The following is a 15739-nucleotide window of genomic DNA, read 5'->3' as shown; positions in this document are numbered from 1 at the left end:
GCACAACAGGCTTCTCAATGCTCGCGTTCAACGTGAACGGAGTGAACGGGCGCATGGTGGTGGCTGGCGCCCAGTTCGTGCAATCTATGATGCAGGCGATGATGCGCAAGTTCCAGGGCAGCTCGCAGCCGCGCGTGTCGCGCTTCGTCGGACTTGGGAGCGAGCGTGTCCATATAGGCGATCGATCCCTCGATTTGAGCAAGGACCGACACTGCATCCGCGGTGGCAAAGATGGGCATTCCGCCTACTTTGACATATACCGCACTGGTGTGCGCCGCAATGTCGGCCTCGCGTCCGGCGACACTGCCCCGAACGCGCAGCGCGATCCAACATGACTCGCTGATGGGCAGGGAGAGCTGCCCCTTGCACGACAAGCCTCCGCATCGAACCTCCTCGAGGACCGTGCCGTTACATATGAGCTCCACCCGCGCCGGCGGGACGCTGACCGATTCGATCCGCCAGTCGATCGTGAGGGTGCCGCCTGAACGGGGAAGGGACACCGTGCCTCCAGGGCGACGTCCTTCAACGGTCATCTCAACCAGAGGCCCGACAGTGATGAACGTGTCCCCGCTGCGTACGGCATCCATCCAGTTGCGATACGTGAAGTCGCGTTCGCCCAACCGCACATAGGTCCGTGAGCCCCCGAGGAGCGCGGCCGCGTCCATCTTGTCGGAGCCCGCCACCAGCGGCAGATGGTAGCCGATGTTGAGGTAGCGATACCAATCGGCGAGACCAAATGCGCTGATCTGCGCGGTCCGCGGGTTGAACGACATCATTTCGATGGCGTCGACAAGGCCGAGCACAATGTCGGCCGCACGCTCCGCCTGCGGGTTCGGCGCATGCGGCATTACCACCAGCCCCCCTTGCTGACGGCAGCGCTCCGCCCAGTCGGCCATGGTCGCTTCCAGAACATGGCCGATTGCAGCTTCGTTGGACCCGCCGCAAGAGAGCGGATTGATCATCTCACCTTCATAGCCGAGCAGCGATATGTGCCCCAGAACCTGCATCCGGTTCTCCGTGCCGACCCGAACCAGGAATTCTCCGTCGCCGCCGAAATCCTTTGCCCCGAACGTCGTGCGTCCGTCGAAATCGGCGACGTTGGTGAATAGCTCGCCCCACTGTGCGGCGAGCAAGTTGACCACGTTGACACCCTCCGCCTTGCCCTCAAGCAGCGCTGTCTGCGGGCTCAGGAAATGGACGTGCGTATCAGAGCTAACCCATCCCTGTTCGCGCCAGCGCAGCACACGATCGAGCTCAAAGGTGAGATTGTCCGTCGTTGCAGTGATTTCGACGATGGTGCGCAACGGGCGCACCTCGAAACCCCTGTTGATCTCTACGAACACGGGTCCGAGCGGCAGGTCCGCCTCGCAACTGCCGTCCACGTAGGCGTACTGGTTCAGCCCATTGGCAAACTCGCCCGAGAAGTCCTCGAACCTGCCGGTATTGACCTTGCGGTGATGTCCCTTGGGTGGCAGATACTCCCCATGCGCACCATGGACATGCAGCCGCGCGGCAACACGCACGCCACTGCCCTTCTCCACGATGCGGATCTTGACCGGCCTTGTGGCCGGTTCGATTGTCACCACATTGAGCGAGGCGCCTGCGTTACCGCCAACTTCCAACGATCGAAGCTCGAACATGTGCAAGCGGCCATCGTCCGAGCGCAGATAGAGCCTTGCGTCCGGATGCGCGGAGTACTCCACGATGACTTCGCTCCCGGAGCGCACGGGCTGCACATCCACTTTGGCGCCCAGCCAATCCGCTCTGGAGTACTCGAGCACTGCGCGGGCCGAGATGACCGTGCCTAGGTCCATACCGATCTGCTCGCCCCGATCGTCGACATCGAGCTCGCCAAGCTTGTTCAGATAGACCCCGGGCGGCAGCTTCACCTTCAGCTTGCGACGGCCCTGGAGGCGCAGCGGGTGCTGGGTGAGCGCTGTCGTGGTCACCGCAAACACAAGCGAGATTTCCTGTTCCGCGCGCAAGCTCAACGCCGAAAGCTCCTTGTCCGGATAAGGATTCGGGAGCGCGTAAAGCCACACGTTCTCACCTTGTCGATCCATGCGTCCCGATTGGGTGCGGGCCTCGCCCTGGAAGAAGCTCGCCCCCGGCGCTCTGCCGAGTACAAAATCCTCGCCGGTGCTTGCATGCACGATGGGGCCGCGCAGCGGCAGCGCGGCGAACGCACTCGCACTCCAGGAGATGTGGTTCTGCTGGATCGCGAAGCGGCGCAGCACCGGCACGTCGGTCTCGCTGCCGTCGGCATAGCGGAGCCCGTATGTCGCCACCCGGTTGCCGAGTGGATTGCCTTCGATAGGCAGCGTAGCCGGGCCGATCTCTCCGAAACCCTCGGGGCATGCACTGGGGCGATCTGCCGCCACTTGCACGAACAGCACATAGCTCGCCATTGTCGGCGGCAACGCGATTACGGCAGGAGGGGCCCCGGGGCGCAGCTCCAGCACATCCGGCGCTGTTTCGCTGCCGAAGAGAAAGGGCATGCCGCGATGGGTCTGGAGCCCGCGAAGCGAATCGATCCAGCCGGCGTCACCCGGGCGCGTGGCGAACCCTTCACCGGCATTTGCGCGCTTGGCGTTGAAATATCGCTTCAAGTCCACCGGCGTGAAGTGCGGCGATGAAGGTGTTTTCATGCTTCGGACTCCAGTTTCAGCAACTCAGTGCCTCGCAAGCATTCTTTGTTTGTGGTGAACGACTGCTCGCGCAACAGCGCTTGCGCCGACCCCATGCTCATGCTCAGCATGAAGAGATACGCGCGAGCCCTTATGTTTTGCACCTGACGTGGACGCTTCTTCCCTCCTGGCACGGCGAAGCGCAGGGGCAGAGCATGTTCATTCACCGATGTAGAGGCGACCGCGCTTCTTGGCGATCTGGTAGACCAGCACGCTCAGAAGCGCGATCAACGATCCGTAGACGGGAAACATCCAGGCGATGTGCTCGCGTTGCAACCAGACCAGCAGATAGGGTGACGTCCCGCCAAACAGAGAGACGCCGAGCGCATAGCCGAGAGCCACCCCGGTGGTCCGCACGGCGCGCGGCATCAGCGTGGTAGCGATGAAGTTATAGAGGGCCATGTTGAAGCCCACGATCGCGCCGCCGAACACCGTGACAAAGAAGAACGTGACGATGCCTTTCTCCGAATAAAGCAGTGTCAGGAAGAAGCACGGGATGAGCAACAAGCGCAGCAGCGTGAACGCGCGCGAGGGTCGCACCTTGTCCGCAAAAGCGCCGACAAGAGGCGCTGTTGACATCCAGATCAGGACCATCAGCGTCATGATCCCGTACACATACGTGCTGTTCTCCTTGAAGACCGTGTTGGCCATGTTGGGCAGACCGGTGTTCCAGGCATAGTTGGCGATCTGCACCGACCCGATCACCAGGATGACGGCGAGCAGCGAAAGGCGGACGCTCCATAGCGTTTTCCACACACCGCCAGTCGTTTCCTGAATGCGCGAAGACTCGTCTTGCCGATGCATGGCTCGATTGATCAAGGTTTCCGGCACCGTCGTGCGCAGATAGATGATCAAAAGGCCCAGCACGCCACCGACCGCGAAGGGTATACGCCAGGCCCACTCGCGCATGGCTTCAGGTGCGACCGAGGCGCTCACCAGGAAGGCAACCAGGCTGGATCCAAGGTTTCCCAACTGGATGAATGTGCCGCCAATCAGACCGAGGTAGTGTCCCTCCTTTCCAGGTGGCGCCAGCTCAATTGCAATGGCGTTGGCGACACCAGCCTCAGCGCCTGTGGCAAGCCCCTGAATCAGCCGCATGATCAGCAGCGCTATGGCCGCCGTGACGCCGACGTCCTTGTAGGTGGGCAACAAGGATATCAAAAGCGAGCAAACCGCCATGGCCGTGACCGAGATCAGCATCACGCGCTTGTGGCTGATGCGATCTGCGACAGGCCCCAGCAAAACAGCGCCCAGCGGTCGAGCGCAAAAGCCCGCCCCGTACACGGCCAGTCCCGCCAGCAGCGAGGTGGTGGGATCATCGGAAGGAAAGAAGTGCGGCGAGAGAAACGCCGCCATTACGCCGTAGACATTCCAGTCGTACCACTCCAGCGCCACCCCTCCTCCAAGGCCGGCGGTCATTCGCTTGTTGGCAGTTTGCTTGTCAAGCTGGATGGGTACAGCGCTGGGCTGAGCAATGATGTTCATGGGTCCTCGGGCTCTATTGATGACGTTAATGATATTGCGGGTCGCGCGAGAACGAGCAGCCGCTCGTCGGCTCAACTGCGCCCGCCGCGACGGGGTCTACGAGAGCGGCGGCCTTGCAGGCCGGACCGCGGAAGCGCAGGCGCAAAAGGCGCCCGGGATGCCGGCGGAAAGCCCGCCTGGCTTCACGTTGTTGCGGGCCTCGCCTCACGAGCGGCCCTTGCACGACCCTAATGGCGCAGGACACATTCATCGTTGCTTCCGACTTGCGCGGCGGCTCGCATAAAGCGCGCGCGAGATTCCGTGCCATTCCCATGGCTAGCCTTCCTCCTGTTGCTCTACGCGCGCTTCTGGAGAAGCTGATGTTCTTGTTGGACAGCGCGGCGTCACAAGACCCGTCGCATCGTCAATGAGATCCTTCAGATGCGCCCCACTCTCGCGGGTCGCATGCTTCCGGGTTTCCCGCAGTATCGCGTATTTCTATGCGCGTTGTCTGAAATCGATTTCAGCATCAATACGTATTAATAACTGCGGAGTCAAGCTGATTTCAGGACTTAGGCCTGCCTCGCCGCTCACCGTCAGCGCCGCGTTCGGCGCATCACGTCGCGGCTGCGAGTGCCGAACAGCCAAAACCAAGCTCCAAGAAGGCTCGTTGCTAAGAAATCGATTTCAGTTTAAGGCGTGATTCTCATATTCTTTCAGGAGAACCGCTCCATGTCCGAGACGCCCGATCTCATCCTGTCGACATCCGTCGCGCCCCACGTGCGCCTATTGACGCTGAATAGGACATCAAAACGAAACGCCTTGAGCAACGAGCTGATCGTGGAGCTTGGCGCCAACTTGCGCCGCGCCGCAATCGATGAGGATGTCCGCTGTGTCGTGCTTTGTGGCAGCGATGCGTTCTTCTCTGCCGGAGCCGACATCAAGGAGATGCGGGAGCGCGGCTTTGAGGCAATCGACAATTCCGCCCGACGTTCTGGCTGGCGGGATGTGGGCAATTTCCCCAAGCCTCTCATTGCCGCGGTCGAGGGCATTTGCCTCGGCGGCGGCCATGAATTGGCGCTGCTCGCGGATATCGTGATAGCAGGCGAAGGGGCGGTATTTGGGCAGCCTGAGATCAACATCGGGATATTGCCAGGCGACGGCGCAACGCAGAGGCTGACACGCGTGGCTGGCAAATCACTGGCCATGCTGATGATCCTGAGCGGCCAATCCATCACGGCGCGGAGTGCGATGCAGGCCGGTCTTGTGGCGGAAGTTGTCGAAAGCGGCAGGGCGCAGGCGCGAGCGCTCGAAATAGCCGATCTGATAGCGCAAAAGCCTCCCCGCTCGGCTGAACTTGCCAAAGCGGCCGTTCTCGCTGCGTTTGAGACGACGCTGGATGCGGGGCTCGAGTTCGAGCGGCAAGCGATACGTCACGCTTTCAGCACAGCTGACCAGCAGGAGGGAATGAACGCCTTCTTTGAGAAGAGGCCGCCGAACTATCGCGGGAAGTAGCCCCCGCGATTGGCCCGCACGCCGCGCCGGCGAAGCTCGCCCGCACAACATGCGGCATTCAACACTCCTTCGGCTCGACCGGGCCGGCGCTACGGGCGACGATCTCGTATTGGCCGGCCTTTGCCACGCCAATGTACATGTTCATCCTGCAGTGGCGCTTGCCCGGCACCATCTCCGCCGGCCCGCCGGGCCCTTGCGCAATCTTGGCGTGGTCGAGCGCGGCAGCGACGGCCTCGCGGTCAATTGTACCGGCCTCCCTGACAGCGGCTTCCCACAGCTTCAGTCCTCGATAAGTCCCGGTTGCGGCGCTGCCTGCTGAGAACCGGAACTTGCCAGGAAACTGCTTTTCGTAGGCCGACTGAATTTTGGCGCTCACCGGATCTTCCACCGCGAGCGCCTTGTAATAGTCCAGGCTGCTGGCGAGGCCTTCAATCTCGTGAGCCTGGTTCATTTCGAGCGTGTTCTCGTCATAGTAGACGCAGCCGAGCTGTCCCCCATTCCTGGAAAAGCCCGCTTCATAAAGCTGTTTGAAGAACGAGCCGACGCCCGGGGGGATAACACTGTTGAAGACCACGTCTACCTTGTTGGACGTGATGCGGCTCACGGTCGATGAAAAATCGATTTGGTCAAGCGGGTAGTACTCCTCGAACACCACCTCCCCGCCGCTGCTCTCGATCACCTTGCGCGCATAGGCATTGATTGTTTGCGGCCAGACGTAGTTTGATCCAGGCAGCGCGAAGCGTCTGCCACCGTTCTTGATCAACCACGGAATGAACCGGTCGCAATTCTGCGCCGGTACCGGCCCGGTGCAAAACAGATAGGGCGTGCACTCCCTGCCTTCGTAGGCCTGTGGATAGATGTAGAGCGTCTTGCCACGAGAGATGATGATGTCCTTGATGGCGTTGCGCATCGAGCTCGCAATGCCACCGAGCACCAGGTCGACCTTGTCTCGCTGAATCAGCTTGCGGACATTGCCAACAGCGACGGACTCGTTGGACGCGGTGTCCTCGATCAGGAGCTCGATGGGGCGCCCCAAGAGACCACCGTTCTCGTTGATCTCGCTCGCGACCATGCGCGCGACATTGGCGTCGGTATTCCCGGCAAAGCCGAGTGCCCCCGTAAGGTCGGTGGCAATGCCTATCTTGATCGGGCCTTCGGCGGCGTTGGCCCAGTCAGGACAGATCACAAAGCTGCCCGGGCCGGCCGCAATGGCCGCAGACGCAAAGGCGAAATTGCCGAGAAAGCGGCGGCGGCTGAGTTGCCGGTGATCATTCAACATGGAACTGACCTCCCCTTGGCTCATGGCCTTAATCCACGCGCCCTCCTCTTTCCCGCGGGGCGCGGTAACCGGAAAAAGCTATCCGTCATTTTTCGGTTTCAAGCGGGCCCTTCGGCTCAACTTTGGGTAAAATCGCGTAATGAGTGCAGCAATCAGGACAGTCTGAAAAGCTCCCTCGCGTTCTCGCCAAGGATCCTGACCGCCAAGCGCTCTGCGTCTCGGGGGCGAAAGTAGCCGCTCGCAACTTTCTCGTTCAGACCTCACCGATGAGCCGGCGTGCGCCCTGTATCGCGGCAAATGTCTCCTCAACGTGAAGACAATCTCCTCCGATCATCATTCGCGATTCATCCGGCAAGACTTCAATAGCCTCGTGCAGGGCCAGCTTGAAATGGGACGGGCTCAACAGGAAGGACCAGCACAAATCGAGCCAAACATTGCGGTACACAAAAGCCATTCCCAACAAGTCCCGGCTCCAGGGATAGGCCAAATGCATCAGCAGAAAGCGGGTCCGAGGATGACGCTCAATCAACCCGGTCATGCGTAGCGGGTGGGAGCCGCTTATGATTGCCGTTCCAAGGTGAGTTTGGACTGGCAGGCCGGCCTCGCCTGCGAGCTGACAAAACAAATCGACGACAAAGTCACAGAAAGCCTTGCGCGCCGCAGGGGATGGAGACCTTTGTCCCCAGGCCTGCCGAGCGAGGTCCTCGTTCCGTTCGTCAAAGCTTAGATCCCGGTCATAGGCGAGCGCGTTTTTGAGCGCAACGTGATTGCGCCGGGCGCAGCCGGCTACGAGCTCCCGGATTGCGTCGCAATAATCGTCGAAGGTTTTCACCTCCATGCCGAGGCGCCGCAGCAACGTATGGCCGCAATTTCCATTGTGATCGCGAGATTCCGGATGCCAGCCGAGGGCGAATGCGTTAATCCGCAGGACCGCATCGTAACTTTGCCCTAAGACCGGTCGCGGATCCATCAACGGATCGAGAAAAGGGTCCGTTACGATCCTTCCGATGGCGGCGCGCCCAATGACTTCACTTGGCCATGTCGCCTCCTTGTGGCGCAAGCGCACTGAAGCGTCTACTGCCTCCCAGTTGTCGCGCGTGATTCCGGTTTCGGCGACGCCGTAAAGCTCGGCGACACCGCCGGCGAGGTTACGAACGAATGCATTTGAGCCGCTCCTCTCCAAGAACGGAGCAAGGGCCTCCCAGGTGGTTGGCTCGGTAGCGGTAGATAACATATCGCCAGTCGCCTTGGGCTCGGATGGCAGGACGTGGCTTGTCCAAGCCGCATAGCTCTGCTGGAACAGTTTCAAAAGATTCACGTCCCGGCTATGTGCGACCTCGGACATGTGATGTTCATGGACATCGACGACCTGGCACGCATTCACAAAATCGCTCAAGGTTTTGGACATCGTCCCTCTCTGTTCAGTCATCGCAAGGAACTTCAACGCGCCATCTTTCGGGCGTGGGATGGCAGCCGGGACGCCTCTACGGCGCCAGATACGTCAAGAGCCGCGGGTCGTCGCGCAGCTGTTGCGACGGGCCCGACAGCGCGACACGGCCGCGATCGAGCACATAGGCCTGCTCCGCGACACGCATTGCGAGATCGAGATGTTGCTCGACGATGATGATCGCGATCTCTCTGGCTAGTTCGACCAGGCGCTCGGTGATCTCTTCGATGACGCCGATCCAGACACCCTCGGTCGGCTCATCCAGCAGGAGGAGTTTGGGGTTGCCGAGCATCGCGCGGGCGATTGCGAGCATCTTGCGCTCGCCACCGGACAGCGTTCCGGCCGGCTGATCCAGGCGCTGGCCGAGTTTTGGAAACATCCTCATGACCCGGTCCACTGCCGATCCATCGCGGTGCAAAAGCGATCCGACGGCGAGATTGTCGCGCACCGACAGGCGCCCGAACACTGAATGCTCTTGCGGCACATATCCAATGCCGGCCCGCACCCGCTCTTCGGTCCGGCGGCGATCGATGTCTTGGCCGTTGAATTGCACGCCGCCCTTCCATGCCGGCAGTTCGCCCACGATCGCCTTCATGAGCGTGCTCTTTCCGGCGCCGTTACGGCCGAGGACGGCCACACCGCCCCGCGGTGGGACGGTCATATTGACACCGAACAAGACCTGGCTGCGTCCGTAGCCGGCGTCGAGATGCTTGAGATTGAGGAATTCAGGCACGGCGCAAATAGATCTCCTGGACGCTTCTGTTGGCCTGGATCTCGGCAACCGTCCCCGACGCCAGAACCTTGCCCTGATCGAGCACGGTTAGCCGGTCGCAGATGTCGCGGATGAAATCCAGGTCGTGCTCCACGATGACAAGCGAGCAATGCTGCTTGATCGGCTGCAGCAACTCGCCCGTGACGCGGCGCTCCTCAAGGCTCATGCCACCGGTCGGCTCGTCCAAGAGCAGAAGGCGCGGCCGGCATGCGAGCGCCATCGCGATCTCCAGCCATTGCTGCTGACCGTGAGAAAGGGTCGCCGCAGCATCAAACGCGCGATCGGCGAGCCGGAACTGGAGGAGCAGCGTCATGACCTCCTCGTGCAGTCGTCCCCGACTGCGCGAGAACGCCAGATCCAGCAGTGAGGACCGGGCCTGCAGCGCGAGCAGGATGTTGTCGTAAAGCGTGAGGGTCGGTAGCACGGCGGTGATCTGGAATTTCAGGCTCATGCCCGCTCGCGCACGCTCCGGCGGCGTCAACGAGGTGACGTCAGTATTGATGAACGTCACCTTGCCTTGCGTCGGCACTAGCGCACCTGCAAGACACTTCATCAGCGTGCTCTTGCCCGAGCCGTTCGGTCCGATCAGGCCATGAAACTCTCTCTCGCCGACGGTGAGCGCCGCTCCGTCCAGCGCGGTGAGCTTGCCAAAGACCTTGGAGATACCCACGGCTTCAAGGAGCGGCATTGCGCTTCTCCTTCAGGCTCGGGCCGAAATGACCTACACGTTCCCGCTCGCCCAGCACGAGGCTGATCAAGCCGAGGGGTCGGAACATAATGACGAGCAACAGCAAAACGCCGAGAATGATCGGCCAGATATCGCGATAATTGTCGGAGAGCCAGAAGCTGAGGCCCTCGACAATCGCGGTGCCGATGACCGCACCGATCAATGTCCCGGAGCCGCCGAACAAGACGTAGAGCACGACCTGGGTCGACATGACCACGCCCAGCATGTTTGTCCAGACGAAGCCCTCGTGAAACGCATAGAGGCTGCCGGCAGTACCTGCGATCGCGCCGCTGATTGCGAAGATGATCGCCTTCAAATGTTGCACTTTGTACCCGAAGAAGGCGATGCGCTGTTCATTCTCTCGCAATCCCGCCAGTGCCAGACCGAACTGCGACCGCAGTAGAAAGCGCGATAGAAGGTAGATCACAACCAGGATGGCGAGAACCAGGTAGTAGAATCCTGGTCCCTCGCTCATTTCGTACGAACCGATTGTCATCGGTTGGATCGAAGGGATACCGTTCTGGCCGCCAAGATAATGAGAACCCCGAGCCAGCCGGTCGGCTGCGTAAGCTCCGGTCATAGTACCAAGCGAAACGAAGACCACACTCGAGGGGTGACGGCCAAGCAGCAGGAAGCCTGCCAGCAACAATGCCGCGACAAAGCCTATCAGGGTTCCGACCGGAAGAACGGCAAAAATCGATCCGACTCCGAAGTCGCGTGAAAGCAGCGCTACAGCGTAGCCGGCCAAGCCGAAGAACAACGACTGGCCCAAGCTCAATATCCCGGCATAGCCCCACACAAGGTCGAACGACAACGCGAAGAGGCACAGGATGAGCACTCGCGTCGCATAGACAGTGATGTAATCCCGCAGGACGAGCGGTGCGATCGAAGCGGCAACCAGCAATGCCAGTTCGAGAATTGGAAGCACCTTCGTTCGCCCTGCGAAGGCAGATGCCATGACGGGCGAACGATCAGCTTCAATCACGTGTGGCGGGGGCTGTATGCCAGTGCCGGTCGATGACATCAGCACTCCTTCGGATCGACCAGGCCGGCACTACGCGCGACAATCTCGTACTGGCCGCCCTTCGCCACTCCAATGTACATGTTCATCCTGCAGTGGCGCTTGCCGGACGCCATTTCGGCAGGCCCGCCCGGCCCTTCCGCAATCTTCGCGTGGTCGAGGGCGGCGGCTACCGCGTCGCGGTCGATTGTACCGGCCTCCTTCACCGCAGCCTCCCACAGCTTCAGTCCTCGATAGGTGCCGGTCGCGGCGCTGCCTGCCGAGAACCGGAACTTGGCAGGGAACTGGTTGTCGTAAGCCGTTTGAATCCTGGCGCTCACCGGATCCTCCGCCGCGAGCACCTTGTAGTAGTCGAGGCTGCTCGCGAGCCCTTCAATCTCCTGGGCCTGGTTCATTTCCAGGAAATTTTCGTCGTAATAGACGCACCCCACCCGCCCGCCGTTTTTGGAGAAGCCGGCTTGATAGAGCTGTTTGAAGAACGGGCTGACGCCGGGCGGGACAATGGCGTTGAACACCACATCGACTTTGTTAGATATGATGCGGCTAACCGTCGACGAAAAGTCGATCTGGTCGAGCGGGTAGTATTCTTCAAAGACGACTTCGCCACCGCTGCTCTCGATCACCTTGCGTGCGTAGGCGTTGATTGTTTGCGGCCAAATATAGTTGGAGCCAGGCAGCGCGAAGCGTTTGCCACCATTTTTGATCAGCCAGGGAATGAACTGGTCACAATTCTGTGCCGGTACCGGCCCGGTGCAGAACAGATAGGGCGTGCACTCTTTACCTTCGTAACCTTCCGGATAGATATATAGCGTCTTGCCGCGAGAGATAATGACGTCCTTAATCGCATTGCGCATCGAGCTCGAGATACCGCCGATCACCAAGTCGACCTTGTCTCGCTGGATCAGCTTTCGCACATTTCCCACGGCGACGGATTCGTCGGAGGCAGTATCCTCAATCAGGAGTTCGATCGGGCGTCCCAACAGGCCGCCGGAGTCGTTGATCTCCTTGACCAGCATGCGAGCGACATTGGCGTCGGTGTTGCCGGCAAAACCGAGTGATCCGGTAAGATCGGTCGCAATGCCGAGCCTGATCGGGCCTTCCGCAGCATTTGCCCAGTCCGGGCGAATTACCCAGCTGCCCGGACCCGCCGCGATGGCGGCGGAGGCGAAGGCGAAATTGCTAAGAAAGCGGCGGCGGCTCAGTTGACGGCTGGCGTTGATCATCGGTTGACCCCTCTTCCCGAAACAAGGCCTTGCGGCCGGAGCTTGATGAAAATGATGGCGAGCACGAACACCAGAACGTCGGCGATAACCGGTGACATCAGCCAAGGCAGCCAGGCACTGAACGTGCCGATGACGCTGGCACCAGCGACTGGGCCGGCGAAGGACCCGACGCCACCGACCATCACGGCAACGAAACCCTGGATAAGAAAGCGGATGCCGAGATCGGCAAATAGTGAAAAGACTGGCACGATCAGCGCGCCGGCGAGACCCGCGAGTGCCGCACCAAATGCAAAGGTGATGCTGTAGATCACGCCCGTGGAGATGCCCGAGGCACGCGCCAGCTGTGGGTTCTCCAGCGAGGCGCGGACTCGCAGGCCGAACGAGGTGTAGGCGAGCAGTGCATGGCTCGCGGCCATGACCAGCAAAGTGATGATGACGATGACGCCGCGCCAGGTGGCGAAATGCAAACTTCCGATCGTGATAGAGCCACTGATTGGCTCCGGCACCGAGAGATACAGTCCCCCGGTCAGGCCGCGCACGACTTCGCGAATGATCAGCCCCAGCGCATAGGTTCCAAGCATGGCGACGATTGGAGCGGCATAGAATCGGCGCACCACGAGTTTTTCTAGGACGAAGCCAAGCGCGCCGACCACAACGGGCGCGGCAAGCATGCCGAGCGGGACCGGCAAACCGACGCTGTGCACGAGATAAGTGACGTAGGCGCCCAGCAGGACGAACTCGCCCTGGGCGAAGTTGAAGATACCCATCATGCTGGCAATGATCCCGAGGCCGAGCACGACCAGCACAACGATCGCGCCGAAGCTCAAGATTTCGAAGATGGCGATAAGTTGCGTATCCATGCCGCTGCGTCACATTCCTTGGGATTGCGAGCACATCCTCTTCACGCCGATCGCTTGGCGGCGTGAGCTACTCGTTGGAATGCGAAGGGCTGCTGTCACGAGAGCGCTCCTGGAAGGTCATCCCGGCAATGGGATTTGCAGGCGATGGTGGGCTTCTAGGGCGGCCCGCCTGTCGGCGCTTCATTCACGACATGCGGCGCGAGATTGCCTAGATCAACGTAGGAAGATTTGAGTAATGTTGGGTAATGTTGGCCAGGCGACCGACATTGCGGGACACGTTAAATAGGCCCCGGCGGGTCGCCGGCCGTTCTGGCCAGCCCAATTTCGATGCAGCGAAAAGCGATAAAGAGCTATCCGCATCCTCACCGCAGGCGCTCTCAAACGCGCGCGTCGTTAGCGCTTGCCGAACTATCGGAGAAAACCAGACGAGCTGACGCACCATTTGACGATGGCCGCAGGCAGTGAGTTCAGCACCGAGAAGGCATCAAGTCATTGTGGCCGAACACCTGGCTTGCCGACCAGCGGAAATGTGAATTCAATTCCCGCACCCGCAAACGTGGTCCACGGAGTCTGTAGCAGATCGTCGGATGCGGGAGGCGTGTCATTGTACTCTTCGAGCCGCCTGATGACGGCGCATGATAACCCGCTTCGCTCGGCCAACTGCTTCACCGACCAGTTCAGCATCCACGTGCGGCTCGCAATTGCCTCCCCGTGAGCTTCGATGCGCCTTTCCGCTCCCTCGCGAGTTATTGTAATGCGCGTCGATCCACAAGCCGAGCCACTTCCTTACACCGCCATTGCTGCCGAGCGGTACAGCCGTGCATTGATGGCAACGATAAGCTCCATCTGCCTGCCGTAACCGGGCCTCCACCTCGTATGGCTGTCCCGTTGCTAAGGAGACTTGCCACTCCCTCAAAACGGGTTCGCGTTCCTTGTCATGGAGAAGGTCCGCCCAGCTTTTTCCCGGATTGCCGTATTCCACGGATTGGTCTGGATCGGAAAACGCGCTGATGTGACCATCACAACTGGCCGCCCCATACGAGCCCCCGAACGATTCGTGCCAGAGCTCTCGAGCGCTCCGTTGCGAGTTGAGAGCCCGGATTTGCTTTTCCGTGACATCGGCAGCAAGGCCAAGCATCCATTGCGGCTTGCGGTCGGGTCCGGCAACGGCTCGGCTCGGGCACAAAACCTGCGCAAGGTGCCGTTGGGCCGGATGATCCGAAATTCACCCTCGAGTGTCCCATGGGCGATTGATCGCGTCCGAACCAGCGGACGCGGCCGCCGTCGTCGGGATGAATTCTCCTGTCGATCTCGGCAGGGGACGGTTCTGTTTGACGCAGGTCCAGTCCGAACAACTCGTAGAATCCGGGAGACCATTGCATCTGCCCACTGTCATTGCTCCGCCACAGGGCGATCGACAGCTTTTCTTGGATAACGGGAAGTAGGGCAGGCTGATGCTGCCGGCGAACTCGAGCAATGTGGGCTCCTGATCAGGCGAGCTGCAATCAGTTGCGGACACTTTTATGTCTTGTCCATCGAGGAAGGGCTGCCGGTCTGGGCATATTGTACTTGCCGCACCCCAAGTGGTATGCAGGCCGGGGCAGGTCATGAAGGCTGCCCGGCATGCCGCCGCAGATGCATGGGCCCTCGTCAGCGGCTTGCCCAGAATGGAAGCCCCTCGCGTCATCTGATGGTGCTTCAGGCGTACATTGATGGCAGTGGTACCGGCGATAAGCGGTCGCTTGTTTTGGCCGGCTATATTGCCGATGCTGACACGTGGGCCAGCTTTTCAAATGAATGGAAAGCGCAACTGGACCATGCCCAAATGGCGCGGTTCAAAATGTTCGAGATGAAAGAGCGGCTAGAAATAGCTGCGTACTTTTATCGACTGATTGAAAAGCACAACATACAAGCCGCCATCTCAATTGCCGCTGATACGGCCGCCCTCAAGAAGGCCGTTCGCGAATTGGTTCCAGAAACCGTGCTCGGGCGAGAAAACCTTGAAAATCCATATTACATCGCATCGCGCGGCCTCATTGAGATTTTGGCCGTGCATCAGCAGAAATTCATGCGGTGGAACGATCCAGTAGATTTCATCTTCGATGACGAGTCGGAAAAGGTTCATATCTTGGAGATGTGGGACTGGATGAAGGTATTGATGAACTCAGCGGCGCAAGGCCGTATCGGCAGCACGCCAATCTTCAGACCAGATGAAAAATTTATGCCCCTCCAAGCCGCTGACCTGTACGCATGGTGGATCAGGAAATGGCACAATGAAGGGAATCGAGAGGCTATCCAGAGCTATCAGTTTCCCTGGGGATGTAAGAGGGACATACCTCAAATCCATATAGACCTGAAGGAAAGCGGCATCCGCAGGACTCTTGCTGATGCAATAAAAAAGATGCCTTTCACCAAATGCGTGATGAGTGCTTTCTCCGGACCGCAAGATGCGGCGCGGTGGCTAAGTCGGCGACGTGAAGGGGGCAGGATGACTTTGCCCGACCCGACCTCGCGGCTGTTGACGAAGTGATTTTTCCTAGGGCCCGCTCAAACTTTTCGCCACTCTCGTCAACGCCAAGCTCACGAGCGGTTTGCATGAATCGCTCGGATTGTTCTTTGTCGGTCAGTTTCGTTTTTGGCCTTGCTTTTTTCCCTTTTGGGCCCCGTGGGTCGGTCAAAATCCCCCGGGTATGGTCACTTGAAACTCCCCCACCTGATGATCGCCGTCAGCGCCGCTGAACAGC

12 protein-coding genes are annotated in these 15739 nt (G+C 60.1%); 2 read left to right on the top strand and 10 right to left on the bottom strand.

Annotation, left to right across the window (positions count from 1 at the left end; genetic code table 11):
* Positions 1-14 precede the first annotated feature (14 nt).
* The gene (locus XI09_RS12420; RefSeq protein WP_271567092.1) at positions 15-2648 is read right to left on the bottom strand and encodes a CehA/McbA family metallohydrolase; all 2634 of its coding nucleotides are present in this window, start codon (positions 2646-2648) and stop codon (positions 15-17) included.
* A 198-nt stretch (positions 2649-2846) separates the two neighbouring features.
* Positions 2847-4172: an MFS transporter gene (locus XI09_RS12415; protein ID WP_097669588.1), complete on the bottom strand. Its 1326-nt coding sequence runs from the start codon at positions 4170-4172 to the stop codon at positions 2847-2849.
* 711 nt (positions 4173-4883) lie between these two features.
* On the opposite strand from XI09_RS12415, the gene XI09_RS12410 reads away from it, so the two are divergent.
* Positions 4884-5666 (top strand): enoyl-CoA hydratase-related protein, encoded by a 783-nt coding sequence (locus tag XI09_RS12410; RefSeq protein ID WP_097669599.1) that lies wholly within the window; start codon positions 4884-4886, stop codon positions 5664-5666.
* 58 nt (positions 5667-5724) lie between these two features.
* Here XI09_RS12410 and XI09_RS12405 read toward each other — a convergent pair whose 3' ends face one another.
* The 8 genes from XI09_RS12405 to XI09_RS46125 all read right to left on the bottom strand — a co-directional run bounded on the left by XI09_RS12405 (position 5725) and on the right by XI09_RS46125 (position 14133).
* Entirely contained in the window at positions 5725-6945 is a 1221-nt protein-coding gene (locus XI09_RS12405; protein WP_271567091.1) for a substrate-binding protein, read from the bottom strand.
* A 253-nt stretch (positions 6946-7198) separates the two neighbouring features.
* Positions 7199-8353, bottom strand: a complete 1155-nt coding sequence (locus XI09_RS12400; protein WP_271567090.1) for an amidohydrolase family protein — start codon at positions 8351-8353, stop codon at positions 7199-7201.
* Positions 8354-8429: 76 nt separating this feature from the next.
* Complete coding sequence (locus XI09_RS12395) at positions 8430-9125, bottom strand: ABC transporter ATP-binding protein (protein WP_271567089.1); 696 nt, start codon at positions 9123-9125, stop codon at positions 8430-8432.
* Positions 9118-9852 (bottom strand): ABC transporter ATP-binding protein, encoded by a 735-nt coding sequence (locus XI09_RS12390; RefSeq protein WP_271567088.1) that lies wholly within the window; start codon positions 9850-9852, stop codon positions 9118-9120. The genes XI09_RS12395 and XI09_RS12390 overlap by 8 nt, the downstream gene beginning before the upstream one ends.
* Positions 9839-10849 (bottom strand): branched-chain amino acid ABC transporter permease, encoded by a 1011-nt coding sequence (locus XI09_RS12385; RefSeq protein WP_271567097.1) that lies wholly within the window; start codon positions 10847-10849, stop codon positions 9839-9841. The genes XI09_RS12390 and XI09_RS12385 overlap by 14 nt, the downstream gene beginning before the upstream one ends.
* Positions 10850-10914: 65 nt before the next feature.
* Positions 10915-12135, bottom strand: coding sequence for a substrate-binding protein (locus tag XI09_RS12380; protein WP_097669583.1), 1221 nt, complete (start codon positions 12133-12135; stop codon positions 10915-10917).
* Entirely contained in the window at positions 12132-12995 is an 864-nt protein-coding gene (locus XI09_RS12375) for a branched-chain amino acid ABC transporter permease (protein WP_097669582.1), read from the bottom strand. The genes XI09_RS12380 and XI09_RS12375 overlap by 4 nt, the downstream gene beginning before the upstream one ends.
* 601 nt (positions 12996-13596) lie before the next feature.
* Positions 13597-14133 (bottom strand): PAS domain-containing protein, encoded by a 537-nt coding sequence (locus XI09_RS46125; RefSeq protein ID WP_097669581.1) that lies wholly within the window; start codon positions 14131-14133, stop codon positions 13597-13599.
* Between the two features lie 390 nt (positions 14134-14523).
* Here XI09_RS46125 and XI09_RS12370 point away from each other — a divergent pair, with 390 nt between their 5' ends.
* Entirely contained in the window at positions 14524-15525 is a 1002-nt protein-coding gene (locus XI09_RS12370) for a DUF3800 domain-containing protein (RefSeq protein ID WP_271567087.1), read from the top strand.
* Positions 15526-15739 lie beyond the last annotated feature (214 nt).

Origin of the sequence: Bradyrhizobium sp. CCBAU 11386, assembly GCF_028128955.1 — a bacterium.
Classification (GTDB): Bacteria; Pseudomonadota; Alphaproteobacteria; order Rhizobiales; family Xanthobacteraceae; genus Bradyrhizobium.
The sequence above is the reverse complement of the archived record's forward strand: the minus strand, read 5'-3'. Positions and strand labels throughout refer to the sequence as shown.

Bases quoted from the DNA above. Each gene is read 5' to 3' on its own strand.
- XI09_RS12385 (WP_271567097.1), bottom strand. From the start codon at position 10,849: ATGGCATCTGCCTTCGCAGGGCGAACGAAGGTGCTTCCAATTCTCGAA.
- XI09_RS12405 (WP_271567091.1), bottom strand. From the start codon at position 6,945: ATGTTGAATGATCACCGGCAACTCAGCCGCCGCCGCTTTCTCGGCAAT.
- XI09_RS12400 (WP_271567090.1), bottom strand. From the start codon at position 8,353: ATGTCCAAAACCTTGAGCGATTTTGTGAATGCGTGCCAGGTCGTCGAT.
- XI09_RS12390 (WP_271567088.1), bottom strand. From the start codon at position 9,852: ATGCCGCTCCTTGAAGCCGTGGGTATCTCCAAGGTCTTTGGCAAGCTC.
- XI09_RS12375 (WP_097669582.1), bottom strand. From the start codon at position 12,995: ATGGATACGCAACTTATCGCCATCTTCGAAATCTTGAGCTTCGGCGCG.
- XI09_RS12420 (WP_271567092.1), bottom strand. From the start codon at position 2,648: ATGAAAACACCTTCATCGCCGCACTTCACGCCGGTGGACTTGAAGCGA.
- XI09_RS12410 (WP_097669599.1), top strand. From the start codon at position 4,884: ATGTCCGAGACGCCCGATCTCATCCTGTCGACATCCGTCGCGCCCCAC.
- XI09_RS46125 (WP_097669581.1), bottom strand. From the start codon at position 14,133: ATGCTTGGCCTTGCTGCCGATGTCACGGAAAAGCAAATCCGGGCTCTC.
- XI09_RS12415 (WP_097669588.1), bottom strand. From the start codon at position 4,172: ATGAACATCATTGCTCAGCCCAGCGCTGTACCCATCCAGCTTGACAAG.
- XI09_RS12380 (WP_097669583.1), bottom strand. From the start codon at position 12,135: ATGATCAACGCCAGCCGTCAACTGAGCCGCCGCCGCTTTCTTAGCAAT.